At 49.0% G+C, this 12,146-nt stretch carries 11 protein-coding genes; 2 read left to right on the top strand and 9 right to left on the bottom strand.

All coding sequences use genetic code 11. The features are described 5' to 3' along the window. Nucleotides 1-3 precede the first annotated feature (3 nt). The 6 genes from TERTU_RS08235 to TERTU_RS08210 all read right to left on the bottom strand — a co-directional run bounded on the left by TERTU_RS08235 (nucleotide 4) and on the right by TERTU_RS08210 (nucleotide 7,278). Nucleotides 4-822, bottom strand: coding sequence for a MotA/TolQ/ExbB proton channel family protein (locus TERTU_RS08235; protein WP_015817605.1), 819 nt, complete (start codon nucleotides 820-822; stop codon nucleotides 4-6). A gap of 17 nt (nucleotides 823-839) precedes the next feature. After that, a complete protein-coding gene (locus TERTU_RS08230; protein ID WP_015819264.1) occupies nucleotides 840-1,175 on the bottom strand; it encodes a hypothetical protein in 336 nt (111 codons plus the stop codon). After that, nucleotides 1,172-1,810, bottom strand: coding sequence for a tetratricopeptide repeat protein (locus tag TERTU_RS08225; RefSeq protein ID WP_015820888.1), 639 nt, complete (start codon nucleotides 1,808-1,810; stop codon nucleotides 1,172-1,174). The genes TERTU_RS08230 and TERTU_RS08225 overlap by 4 nt, the downstream gene beginning before the upstream one ends. A 136-nt stretch (nucleotides 1,811-1,946) precedes the next feature. Beyond that, nucleotides 1,947-4,790 carry a tetratricopeptide repeat protein gene (locus TERTU_RS08220; protein WP_015817845.1) on the bottom strand — a complete coding sequence of 948 codons (2,844 nt, stop codon included), beginning with the start codon at nucleotides 4,788-4,790 and terminating at the stop codon, nucleotides 1,947-1,949. Nucleotides 4,791-4,805: 15 nt separating this feature from the next. Further along, nucleotides 4,806-6,647 carry a tetratricopeptide repeat protein gene (locus tag TERTU_RS08215; RefSeq protein WP_041590140.1) on the bottom strand — a complete coding sequence of 614 codons (1,842 nt, stop codon included), beginning with the start codon at nucleotides 6,645-6,647 and terminating at the stop codon, nucleotides 4,806-4,808. Nucleotides 6,648-6,651: 4 nt separating this feature from the next. Then, complete coding sequence (locus TERTU_RS08210; protein ID WP_015817818.1) at nucleotides 6,652-7,278, bottom strand: hypothetical protein; 627 nt, start codon at nucleotides 7,276-7,278, stop codon at nucleotides 6,652-6,654. A 269-nt stretch (nucleotides 7,279-7,547) separates the two neighbouring features. Between TERTU_RS08210 and TERTU_RS08205 the strand changes: the two genes are divergently transcribed. Then, entirely contained in the window at nucleotides 7,548-8,210 is a 663-nt protein-coding gene (locus TERTU_RS08205) for an outer membrane beta-barrel domain-containing protein (protein ID WP_015820724.1), read from the top strand. 518 nt (nucleotides 8,211-8,728) lie between these two features. Here TERTU_RS08205 and TERTU_RS08200 read toward each other — a convergent pair. The 3 genes from TERTU_RS08200 to nfi all read right to left on the bottom strand — a co-directional run bounded on the left by TERTU_RS08200 (nucleotide 8,729) and on the right by nfi (nucleotide 10,788). Then, the gene (locus tag TERTU_RS08200) at nucleotides 8,729-9,313 is read right to left on the bottom strand and encodes an outer membrane beta-barrel domain-containing protein (protein WP_015820252.1); all 585 of its coding nucleotides are present in this window, start codon (nucleotides 9,311-9,313) and stop codon (nucleotides 8,729-8,731) included. Continuing rightward, complete coding sequence (locus TERTU_RS08195) at nucleotides 9,283-10,065, bottom strand: SH3 domain-containing protein (RefSeq protein ID WP_015819811.1); 783 nt, start codon at nucleotides 10,063-10,065, stop codon at nucleotides 9,283-9,285. Before TERTU_RS08195 ends, TERTU_RS08200 begins: the two co-directional genes overlap by 31 nt. A gap of 63 nt (nucleotides 10,066-10,128) precedes the next feature. Continuing rightward, nucleotides 10,129-10,788, bottom strand: coding sequence for a deoxyribonuclease V (nfi, locus tag TERTU_RS08190; RefSeq protein ID WP_228378293.1), 660 nt, complete (start codon nucleotides 10,786-10,788; stop codon nucleotides 10,129-10,131). Nucleotides 10,789-11,069: 281 nt separating this feature from the next. On the opposite strand from nfi, the gene menA reads away from it, so the two are divergent. Next, a complete protein-coding gene (gene menA, locus TERTU_RS08185; RefSeq protein WP_015818402.1) occupies nucleotides 11,070-11,990 on the top strand; it encodes a 1,4-dihydroxy-2-naphthoate octaprenyltransferase in 921 nt (306 codons plus the stop codon). The last annotated feature ends 156 nt before the right edge of the window (nucleotides 11,991-12,146 follow it).

The raw sequence follows: 12,146 nt of genomic DNA, 5'->3' as shown, positions 1-12,146 counted from the left end.
CTCTCAGGCGCCGCTCATACTGGGAGTGACCACAGAATTACCCTCTGTGATAATTTGTGCTGGGTTGATCTGCCCTGCCGCGTGGTTCGGCGCGGATTGCGGTGCTGGCACCACGGGCTGAACCATTTGCGGTGCCTGTCCGAAGGGTGATGCGGTAACTTCAGGGCGCGGCATACCGGCTTCGATAAAACGGTGAAGTGTCATAATGTTTAAAAATTTCACCGCCGACATTTCGATACTGGTCACTATCTTTTTGGTCTTGTTTTGAATAACCGCATTCAATACCAGCAGCGGTATCGCCGCAATCAAACCAAATGCCGTCGTGTTCATCGCCACGGAAATGGATGAGGAAAGCAGCGTAGATTTTTCTGCGGGATCAGCATTTGCCACTGCGGTAAACGCACCGATAAGGCCAATAATCGTACCGAGCAGACCCAACAGGGTCGCCACATTTGCCAGCACAGCGAGATAACCGGTACGGGCTTCGAGACGTGGCAGGGTTTCCAACATTCCCTCATTCATCGCATTCTCAACATCCGCGCGCTGTTTGGAAACTTTCATCATATCCAGACCACAACCAATAATGCGCACCACTGGCGCAGTGGACTCACGCGTATACATCTGCATTTTATCCATGTCGGTTGTACGCAACAGCGGAATAAAATCCTCGAACGCTTTAATATTGCGCCGCTTTTCATACGCCAAAAACAACCAGCGTTCTACCGTGATTGCGATACCAATAAAAAAGACGATGGCAATTGGGATAAGAAAAAAGCCACCCTCCTGAAAAAACTTTACGATAATACTGTACGCATCAGCCATAACTCTCACTCTCTCGTTTATTCAGCGGCGACGGGGGTTTCGAGATTCATCTCGTCATAAACATTCATGGAGCGCACCATTACATCGCGATCCACTAGATTCAGCGTTCCATCGTGTTTAACATCCAGATTCCATTGCAATTTGTCCGGCGTAGATGTGCCCTGCCACGGGATAAAATAGCTCACCGCAGGCTGCTCCTTATCGCCAACAAACGTCGATTCCAATTTGTAGTAAGTCGCATCAGCGCGACTTTCTACTTCCAATTCCTGGGTTTTGTCTTTTTCAGCAGACCACACACCAGCACTCACACTCAGCGCTAACAGCGCTGACGCAATTTTTCCGCACAAGGTCATACGCCGTCTCCTGCTACAGACAAACTTTGCCCTGCCACGCCAGCGCGAATACTGTAATTCACACCTGTACGCTCGCGGATTTCTGCAAGCCAGGTGGCGACTTCGCCTTCGCTGTTGCCAGACAAAAATTGATAAGCTTCCATGTGTTGTTGGGCGAGCAGTGGTTTATTCATATAAACGTCGTACAAAATGGCAAGGTTGAGGTGCGCTTCTGGAAAATCCTTCCACAACGCCAGCGCCTGCACATAGTAATTTTGTGCAACAACATACTGCCCCTGTATGCGACGCACTTTAGCAAGGCGCAGGTAGGCATTAATATTTTCAGGGTTAGTTGTAATCGCCTGCTCATACAGGGCGGCTGCGTCGTCTAGTCGCTGCTCCTGAAACGCGATATCGCCCAGCATCACTTTGGGGCCTGAAAGTTCTCCTGCCTCAACAATAAGCTTTTCCAGAATTTGCTTTGCCTCGCCGTAGGACTCTGCTCGAAAGGCTCGCCTGGCAGCAATAAATTGTGCAACGGCTTCTTTATTAATGCGGCCAGTTTGCACAGCATAAGGGTTGACAGCCATCTCATAAGGAAGCAACACACCATCTTTATCAAAACTATCTACTGGCAGGTAACTTTCTGTAGGCATTACTACGGGGGCCACCTCTGCAGAAACCAGAGGGTCCTTTACACTTGTGCTACCGCAACCGGCTAATGCGAGTGACACAGCCAGAATACAACAAGCTCCAGCAGTACGACTCGTAGCTAATTCTGAACAAAAAGATTTAACGAATTTCATCGCCATAACTCACAATGATTTCCTGTTTGGCAAATCGTATGGGGTTCAACACTTGCATCTCTGCAAAACTTTTTTCGATCCAGGGATTAAATTCGCCTTCCCAGGCCCGACTTACATTAGCGGTGTGAACGTCGCGAGCCAGATCGTCAAATGGTACCGCCTGCTGCTCGATAATTTCGCGATACGTCGCTTTATCACTTTTTGATAAACCAGACGGTACCGGCGAGCTGCGTAACTCTGTCGCAAACACTTGGTACAGGCTGCCGATCTTGTAACTTGACTCTGTAACAAACTCCAAAATGCCGTATTCCGCCGCTTGCTGATACCGCTGCAATGCGCTTTGCAGTTTTTCGTTTTTACGCGATAGACTTTTGATCAAAGGCAGTCGCAATCGGGTTTTGTTAAATTCGGCTGCAAAATAATTACCGTACTCCATATTTGCCCAAGCACCCAGCCAACGGCTGCGGTCCGTGCGCAAATTCCCACCTTTGCGGTCGCCATCGATAATGCGTCTGAGCCAATACAGTTTTTTGCCCTCCTCGCCCATAGCTTCGTAGTTAGTGGCAAGGTGATAACGGGCTTCCATCCGGGGTTCGAATGGCGTCTCATATTGATAAGCATAACTTTTAAACAAATCGGCGGCTGCGGCATGGTTCTTGTTTTTTTCATGCATAGTCGCAGCCAGGAAATGCGCTTCACGTCGCACCTCGGCCTCTGGATCTTTGTTCATCAGATGCTCATAGGCCGTTGCAGCCAACGCCCACTGCTCACTTTGTTCATACGCAAATGCGAGCTGGCGAGGAAAGTTCACCGCCAAGGTGTGCTTCGGATAGTTCGCCATCAGCTCTTGTAGCTCCGGGATGGCGCGCTCCCATTCTTCAAGTGTTAACAGAATAGTAACCGCGTCGTATTGCGCCGTTGCGCGAATTTCTGCGTCCGGCGTAAGCGACTTGATTTTTAAAAAGTGATCTGCCGCTTCAAGGTTCGCCTCACCCGTTGCCAACTGTTCGGCACGTTTATATATGGCCGTAGCCAGCCGCTCACTCACCTGCGTATATTCGTCACTACCCGACGCGATCAAATCTCGCTGGCTTGCGTAGCTCGCCTCCGCTGCCGCATAGTCCTCCAGCTTGATATAGGAATGCGCCATAATCCCATACGCTGTTTTCTTAAGACTTTTGTCAAGATTGGTATTATTCGCAATTAACGCTTGCGTAATATCGATAGCGCGCTGATATTGATCAATATCGAACATTGCTTCCGCTGCACTGGTAAGCACCGCAGGGCTTCGCTTGTCACTATCGAAGGTTTCGGCGAATTGCAGCATGCTTTCCACAGCGTTGGACTGCCATTTACGCGCTGCCCGCGATCCCTCTTTCAAAGCACTAACAATCCGTTCATAACATATAATGGCCGCATAACCTGCGTCTGCAGCTTTGTCTTTGGCACTAGCGCCAACTGGCTGATAAGCCACTAGTTCGTAATCAACCACCGCTTGTTCATATAACTCCGCCTGAAACAGCACCTCCGCTTTTAAAAAACGCATGCTGTCCACAGCCGGATCTTGCGGAAAAGTCTCTATAAATTCTTGGTAATAGCCAGCAGCCAGCGTTAGGGATGAAACAGCCTCTTGCTTGCGAGCAGATTTTTTTGCACCCTCCAGCGGCGACTCTGCATCGGCAGAGGTACTGGCCAAAAGGTCCTGACCGGTCGCGTGGTGATGTTGAGCAAGCACTTGTAAATAGTCCTTGATTACCGGCTCTACATCATCGCGCAACGATTGCTTCGCGCCAGGAAAACTAGAGCGGATTCCATAGGCCGCCACATAGGTCGCTTTTTCTTCCAGTGCGGCAGTTGGGAATCCACCTTGTTCGTATGTTTCGACAAGTTTTTTGTGAAGATTCGGCGCCTTTTCCGAGCGAGGATATTCGAGTACGTATGATTTGAAAGCGTCTGCCGATTCTTGATATAACTCCTTTTCAAGATAGAAATCACCCAGCGTTTCGTATAGCAACCAAACATAAGGCGCGTTATCAAGGCCATCTACCGTTTTAATTGCCGCGGCACCGCCTAACTTGTCCAGAGCCAAGCTCATGGAATGTAGACTGTCTTTTACCATCGATTGCTGCGGCTTGGCCAGGGTCGCCACATCAGAAGCGTCACCAAACAGATTTTTCATCACATACACATACGACGTTAAACTGCCGCGATAATTGTGCTGTTTGTAGCGTGACCACCCCAACATATAATGCGCGTTCACCTGAAATTTTTCAGCGCCAGACTGGGTGACAGCAAAGTAAGCTTGCTCGGCCTGTTTGTAGCGCTGGGCGCTGAAATAAATATCGCCTTTGCGAAAATAGGCCTCGCCTATGTTTGGGTAGTAAGGATGCCGTGACGTTAATTGTTCCAGCATTCGCAGTGCTTCTGCCTGCTTGCCTTCCATATCATAGGCTTTCGCCAACTGGTACAACACTTCCGCATTGTCCGGTGAGTTCGGGTATTTCTCTAAAATTTCTTTGTAGGATTTGATGGCATCGAGATAATAACTTTTCGAATAATCCGAGCTGTTTTGCGAATCCTGCACCCCCTCCATCATGTAAACATCTGCAATCCTGCGCTCGATTTGTTCCTTAAGCTGCTTATCTTCAAACAGGTCAATTAACTCTTCGTACTCCGCCCGCACTTGTTCGTGGTTCATTTTTTCTACCGGCGCTTCAGGCTCTCGCTCCGGCGAGTATTTCAGCTGACCCAGGGTTTTAGAACCATTATTTGACGCGCAACCAGCAACGAGGAACGCAAGCAGCGAGAGAGATACCCAATGTTTATTCATGCCTAAGGTCTGCCGTTATTCAGTCGTAGACGAGCTTGAACGCGTGTGTTCAAGCTCCAGTAAAGTTGAATCGAACAAACGGGCTTTCGCCAGGCGTGATTGCGCCCAGTAATAGTTCATCCGTTCTTCGTGTTTGGCCAATTCTAGATTAACAAGCTTGCGCATCACCGGCTCCAGCATGGATATAAGCTCGCGCGTTTGCGCGAGTGCCGACTCGATGCGCTGGTGATTCACCGCGACCAGAGCACTGTGTTCAGCTGGGCGAACGTACGGTTCTTTAATCCGCGACACTTGCTGAATCTTGTCATCCAAGAGTGTAAGGTCTCGCTCGACGCTTTCGAGCAACACCTGAAAACGTTCTGTAGCGGCTTCAGACAATGTTAAGGTATTAAGCCGAATTTCCGCTTTCTGATCTTTCAGGCGGGTATTTAAGCCGCGACTTCGCGCTAGAATTTGCTCTAGCTCTCCGCCATCGGATACACCCGCCATGTTTTTTAGAATTAACTGGTGCTGCTCACTCTGCGAAAGCCAATAGGTGAGGTTGTCTTCAAGTGTGTAAAGGGCGGCAAGATCCTTCAGGGTTTCGTTAAACGGATTACTCGCCATCAAATCAATTAAAAACGGGGTAAGCTTACGGTAATCGACGGAGGCATTAGCACGATACCAATCAGTTTCGTCCATAATGACCTCGAGGTTCTCAATAAACTCCCGAGGCACATCCTGCTTAGCAATAATCGCGCGGGCTTCACGCAAAGTCGCGATCCCCTCTTTAAACGCTTTTTCGGCAAGCAAATTACTCTTCAAGGCTTTGCGCGGCGAACCCTCTTGCTCATATAGATGAGCCAGCAACACCTTGGCTTCCTGCACTTCGGCAATGGCAATACTGCGCTGATCGAGCAACTGCAGTGCGGGAATCGCCGATGCAAACTGTTTTAATTTTATCGCCGCCCAAGCGTAGGACAACAAAGCACGATTAGAGTAGAGTCCAGTTGTTCGCACCCCTCGCAGGTAATTCCACGCACGAACCAGTTCACCGGTTTGCGTCGCCAACTGTGCTAAGCCATGCTTGGCACGGTCGGACAGAGCCTGCAACTCTCGATTATCGCCGGTATAGTTGGCCAGCTGTTCAAGGGCTTTTACACCCTCCTCGTTGGCGCCGCTGCGCAACTGAGTCACCGCCATATTAAACAGCAGGTAGCCATATTGTGGTGAACTGTCGGCTAGGCGCGCCTGTTTTAATAAGGCTTTGCTATCTTCGCTCGCAGCCCCATTTAGAAGTGATGACAGGTAAAGATAGTCAAGGCGAATTTCCTGCGGTAACTCGCCACGTACTTCCGCCAGAGCTCGCTTAGCAGCTGCAATCTCTGACTTGTTGTAGTAAAGCCGCGCCAAGTGGTACCAGGCGGCATTTGCCACCGCCCGGTTATTCGTGTTTGCCAACAGCGATTGAAACAAAGGTTCGGTTGCATTCGGCATGCCGTAACTAAGCTGCATAACACCTTTTAGAACCTGCGCAGAATCCTGTAGAGCCACACTGTTTTTATTTGTTTGCGCTACACTTTGTTCAACAAGCCCGAGGAAATAGTTTTGCTGATAAAAATCGAAAATAACAGGGCCGTAACTCAGATCTTCTCGACTCGTGATATGAGACTCTTGAGCCTGAACTGGCGGCATTGATAGCAGGCAGCCCATCGCGCTTATGAAAACTGTACAACGCAGAGACTGTCGACTCAAATTTGCCGCTGTCACACAGCGTTTTTTAAACGTACAACACATTGCTGCAAAAGCGCTGTTCGCCCACCTCAATTTCTTTGTGAACTCCAACACTAGAGATAAACCAAGCAGAGCTGACACCACACAATCACCAGCGTTTTAAAGTAAATGTGGGCTCCTGAATGGAACCGTCATCAACAATAGCCAGCTCCAAAAACTCGCCACCGATGTTCTTTTCGAAATCCAAATTTGCAGCGCGTTTATAAGGGCGGCCGTCCTGCCCAATGCCATTGAAAAATGCTGTAATTTCGTGCTTGCCTTCGTTCATGTTCGTCACATAAAGGCGATGAATACCACCGCGTTCCATTGCCGTTCGCTGCTTATCTGAGTAAACGTGAGTTGCTACCAGCTTGCCGTCAATTTTCAACTTAATGCTGTCGAGCTTAAAAAACTGGCCTGTTGTAATAGAAACAAAAACGGTGTAGCGGGTGTTAGAAGGAAACAGCATCTTTTCTTCCATTTGCCGTAAATCCTTGTTTAACGTAATTACCTCTGCTTTCAAATTTTGAATGCTGTTGGCAATCGCCTTTAAATCCTTCAATTCACCAAGCGCGCTATCATCCGACTCCGCCGCAACTTGTCGAACATCAATATTTGCTGCCCATGAGGTATCGTTAGATTGTGAAACAATATTTTCGTCACCATCAGCATAGGCGATCAGCACTTCACTCATTACCACACATACGGCAATGGCTTTAATTAAGGCTTTCCACATGTTTTCTCTCACACAATCCAACACTATATCTAGAGGCGTCGCGAAACGTCATTTTATTGTCACTTTAAGCGCGAAATTACCGCGTATTCACACTCAAAAGTATGTATTTAAAACATACTAGAATTCATATTTCATTCCTATCTAAGGAGAGTCTCGAATAGTTAATTTGAGAACCAGATAACAACATCGATGAGACGAGTTTATTTATTATTTTTGGTCTTCGTTTTACAACCTGATCGCAGCTCACCCGCTGCCAAAAGAGCAATATTATGCGCGCTACGTCCCCATCCATACTTAAACAGTTCACATTTCTAGCGCTCGCCTGCGCCGCCAACGGCAGCTTGGCCGCGACCATCGGCGATATGGGAAGCGAAGAAAAACAACCTATTATTGAGCCTGAGAAGCAAGCGCAACCAGTTAAAACGGCAAGTATCGATACGGAAGTGTTTGAGTTGGGCGCTTATGCGGGCACACTTAACATAGAAGACTTCAACAGCAATCTAATAACCGGGTTTAGCTTCACGTATCACTTTTTCGGCTCCTACATTACTCAGCTCAACTACGGGTTGGCAACCGCATCCAAGGCGGGATTCGAGGAAAACAGTGGGCAGAATTTTCTCGCTGACGAAGACTACGATTTTCGCTACCTAAGTCTGAACGCAGGTTATAAAGTACTCGACGGACGCTCATATTTTGGTAGTAAGCGAAAGATGGAGAGCGCAATTTATCTATTGGGCGGAATCGAAACTGTAGAATTCGCCGGCAGTTCAAATATCGGGGTTGGGCTAGGTGCGAGCTATCGTGTCGTAGCAACCGACTGGCTAACAATTAATGTCGACATTAAAGATCATATCGTTAATCGCGATTTTATCGGTGACAGCAAGCTAACCCATAACACTGAATTTTCCCTGGGCATAAACGGCCTGTTCTAAGCAAAGCCTATAGGAACCCCTGATTAACCTAGTGATTCCTCTGGCTTACAGGAATTTAACGTGAGCAGGAGCGGAAGCTTTGCATGGCGAACGAGCGCAACACCCTCAGGTTAAATTCCTGTAAGCCCCGAAGGGCGCGGCCTGCGGCGATCATTTGTGGCGTTGCCTTTCTTATTAAGGACTAAGGCCATTAACTGCGAAAGGCGCCTAACAACTAATCGCCGCAGGTCACGCAGAGAAATTACTAGGTTAATCAGGGGTTCCTATACCCACAAACAACTTATTAACTTGGCAATGAAAATCGCCAAGTTAATAGACAGCGAAGAGCAATGCAAACCCTTGAAGTAGTAGAAAATCTACACATTTACTCCAGTACCCCAAGGACGCCCGATCAAACAGACAGGATCATCTATTTAGTCGCCGGGTTCATAGGTAACAATGAAGGTAAAGCAAGGGCACAACCACTTAGCCTGGAATGCCCCTGTAAAGACACTGGAAGGCAGTTTTCCAGGCTAGCGTTAAAAGACGTAACTCATGCCGATAGAAACATGTCCGTTGTGTACAGTTTTTTCTTCGGCCATTAGGCTTGTTTGATAAAAATAATCACGGTAATCGAGCTTAATCAGGTAGTTACTCCAAATGGCCCACTGATAGCCTGCGCCGACCGTGTAGGTAAAGCTCTGCTCTCCACCGAAAGTCGTATCACCCACGCCGCCAACAAGATAAAACGATGCAAGATTCGGTTCGCCTTCACGGCCAAATTCGGCCTGAAACAGATTTACGCCAAGCAACAAATCATAATGTTGAAAGTCTCTATCTGAACCACTGAAAAGCTGCCCCTGACTTTTTTCAAAGGACGACAACGCAGCCTCGGCCTGCAAATAATTCACCTGCAGGAAAAAATCCTCCGATGCCTTTACCGTCAGACTTGCGCCCAGGCTAAGCTCACTGCCAAAGTCTTCAATATTAAGTACACCTGCAGAGAGGCCAAATTCGACAAATTCGTTGTCGTAATCTGCGTCCGCCAGCGCTTTCGCGCAAGGTGTCGCGCAGGCTCCTGCGAGTGCTATTGTTAAAAGAAAGTGTTGAAGCCTATTTTCCATGTCGCGAGATCCGCATCTTTGTTATCAGTAGAAACTGTCAGCGTACGATATTCCGCGCGCATTAAAAAATTTCGGCCTAAATAGTAATTTAGGCCAAACGCCATATTATTAAAATCGGATTTTTGAATCTCCAAAGGCACAAGCTTGGGCTGGGAGTCCACGTCCATTTCACCAGCACCTACAAGCAGATATGGCGATAATCGCCACTGGGAGAATGGCTCTACAATCAGGTTAATACCGTAGTAATCACCGCGCACATCTTCGCCGTAAAGCTTGCCATACTCGGCGTCCAGTGCCGCCCAGCTTATGGGGCGATAGCCCAATGAGAACGTCCAGTGATCCGAATTTTTCAATTCTCCGCTGGTAAAAACGCCACTGGATAAACCGAGCAAAAATGAATTTTTTAAATAATTACCAAAACTTACTTCGGGCAAATCGGCGGGTTCGCCAGTCGCCTGGACTGTGCGCGAAATTTGTTTCGCCGTTACCCATCCGGTGCGCCCGTTTTGAAGTCGGATTTCGTACCAACCAGGCCGCTTCGCAATTATTTCAATAGCTTCTCCCTGCTCAACCGCATAAAACACAGGGTAACCTCGGCCAGGCCCCGCATGTACATCCGCGTACACATCGATCACCTGGAGTGTCACCCGCTCGCCTGCTGTTTCAGCCGCAGACAACTGCGCCTGTGACGAAGCGTACAACACGAATCCGAGAAGAAGTGGGCGAATTTTTTTTAGGTAGGATTGCGGCATCAGCCTTTCTCATCTGCTTACTAAGCACATGATTTTAGCCGCCACCGTGTTGTAAAACAGCGATTAAGTTCGTGTTTTACTCAGCTTGTCCGCTAAACGGGTCGGTTCCGGTAGACGATAACCATTGCCAGCCGCCAAAACCAGATCGCGAGAAGAAGGTATGTCCACCATGTGACCAGGTGATACATACAAGGGTTTTACATTAGTTCGGGTCCGTAGCAGCCAGCCAATTTGTTCTTCGTTTACCGTCAACGGGTTGCATTCACCCCTATTTTTACCAGGCTCGGTGGCGTCACCAATCAGCCGACTTTTAGCTACACCAATAGTCGGCAAATTCAATAGCACACCTAAATGGCTCGCGATCCCAAATCGGCGCGGATGCGCTATTCCCTGGCCATCACACATGACTAATTGAGGTTTCGCGCGGAGCTGTTTCCAGGCAACAAGCACGGCTGGCAGTTCGCGAAACGAAAGATAACCGGGTACGTACGGAAATCGGGTTGGCTCGCTGTAGCAGACCTGTTCCACACAATGACCAGCCGGGTACACCAAAACACAAATTGCAGCAACAGTGATTGCGCCACCATCACGGAACGCGACATCTACCCCGGCAACATACTCCGGCAAACCATCAAATCGACCCGTAACACATACCTGACCTTGCATGCTCGCTTGTACAACTTTCGCCTCGCTAAAATTTGAAGGCCAGTTTTCCGTAAACACCTGTTTCTCCATTTACAACGCTTTCAACTTTACCCTGTGTTTACATTTTACGGCTTTAGGCTAATTAATGGATTTAGCCAGAAACAAGCGCCCACCTCCTACACCATAAAACCAATACAAATACTATGGATATCGGGCTAAACGCAAAACGCCCCGGTCTTCGCGTGCTTTCACTAATAGATTACAATCGATGCTCTCCCGCTGACTCCACTTGACGCACATTAATGCAAGTGCAGGGACATTTCACGTATTCTTCAGGGAAAGTCGGAACGAAGACACTCATGAACACATCGGCAAGCATCACCCAATCTCCTTCAAAGTTGACTGTTTTTTTACTCGCAATCCGCCCGCGTACCCTGCCCGCTTCACTCAGCCCCGTGGTGCTCGGCACCGCGTTGGTGCCCGCCAGCCAGTTCAATTGGGCGATAGCCTTGTGTGCGCTCGGTGTAGCGCTGTTTCTGCAGATAGCAGTCAATTTGGCCAACGACTACTTCGATGCCAAGTCCGGGATTGATACCACCGCACGCCTGGGGCCAATTCGCGTAACCCAGTCTAACCTTGCCCCCGCGCAGATCGTCGCGCTGGGTGTCGCGCTGTTTCTTTGCCTCGCAACCCTCTGTGGATTAGCCTTGGTGATTCACACCGGGTGGCCGCTGTTGGTCGTCGGGCTCGTCTGTATTTTGGCCACGCTCGCCTACAGTGGCGGTCCCTACCCCCTCGCCTCTCATGCACTTGGCGAAATTACGGTGTTGATATTTTTCGGCTGGGTCGCCGTGTTGGGAAGTTACTATGTCCACACCCAAAGCCTGAGCCCGCAAGTGTTTTGGCTAAGCAATGCGCTTGGTCTGGTGCTTGCGGCGATCATGCTGGTAAATAATTTACGCGACATCAAAACTGATCGTATCGCCAGGAAATACACTTTAGCGGTGTTGTTGGGCGATTCCTGCAGCCGACTGCTTTACACCACACTGGTTATTGCAGCCGCATTCGCACATATCGTCGGCTTTAGTTTCGCAGCTGAAGATCCTCATTTAAGCGAAATGTTCCTGCCCCTGCTCGTCTGCTTGCCTAGCGGTTACTTCTGCTGCCGCGACGCGCGACGTTTGCAAGGGCGCGAGTTGAACCGCCTGTTAGGATCTACCGCATTGCTCGGCCTGCTTTACGCGGGCACTACCGCTCTATTGCACTTGCTGTTGCGATGAGTCGCGATTAGATGCCCCCGCTATTGGGTTCTATATGGGGCCTATACATGGGGCCTAAACGCTAGCCACACACCATGCGTCAAAGATCCAGCTCCTGCCCAATGTATGACACGACCCTCATGCGCCGCCGATAACCAGGCTCTAGGCTCCGCCAGC

It is taken from the genome of Teredinibacter turnerae T7901 (genome assembly GCF_000023025.1).
Classification (GTDB): domain Bacteria; phylum Pseudomonadota; class Gammaproteobacteria; order Pseudomonadales; family Cellvibrionaceae; genus Teredinibacter; species Teredinibacter turnerae_B.
Note: the sequence above shows the minus strand (reverse complement) of the source record. Positions and strands in the feature narration are given on the sequence as shown.

Excerpts from the sequence above, each read along its gene's own strand:
- TERTU_RS08220 (WP_015817845.1), bottom strand. The coding sequence starts at position 4,790 with ATGAATAAACATTGGGTATCTCTCTCGCTGCTTGCGTTCCTCGTTGCT.
- TERTU_RS08225 (WP_015820888.1), bottom strand. The coding sequence starts at position 1,810 with ATGCCTACAGAAAGTTACCTGCCAGTAGATAGTTTTGATAAAGATGGT.
- TERTU_RS08210 (WP_015817818.1), bottom strand. The coding sequence starts at position 7,278 with ATGTGGAAAGCCTTAATTAAAGCCATTGCCGTATGTGTGGTAATGAGT.
- TERTU_RS08235 (WP_015817605.1), bottom strand. The coding sequence starts at position 822 with ATGGCTGATGCGTACAGTATTATCGTAAAGTTTTTTCAGGAGGGTGGC.
- TERTU_RS08205 (WP_015820724.1), top strand. The coding sequence starts at position 7,548 with ATGCGCGCTACGTCCCCATCCATACTTAAACAGTTCACATTTCTAGCG.
- TERTU_RS08200 (WP_015820252.1), bottom strand. The coding sequence starts at position 9,313 with ATGGAAAATAGGCTTCAACACTTTCTTTTAACAATAGCACTCGCAGGA.
- TERTU_RS08195 (WP_015819811.1), bottom strand. The coding sequence starts at position 10,065 with ATGCCGCAATCCTACCTAAAAAAAATTCGCCCACTTCTTCTCGGATTC.
- TERTU_RS08230 (WP_015819264.1), bottom strand. The coding sequence starts at position 1,175 with ATGACCTTGTGCGGAAAAATTGCGTCAGCGCTGTTAGCGCTGAGTGTG.
- menA (WP_015818402.1), top strand. The coding sequence starts at position 11,070 with ATGAACACATCGGCAAGCATCACCCAATCTCCTTCAAAGTTGACTGTT.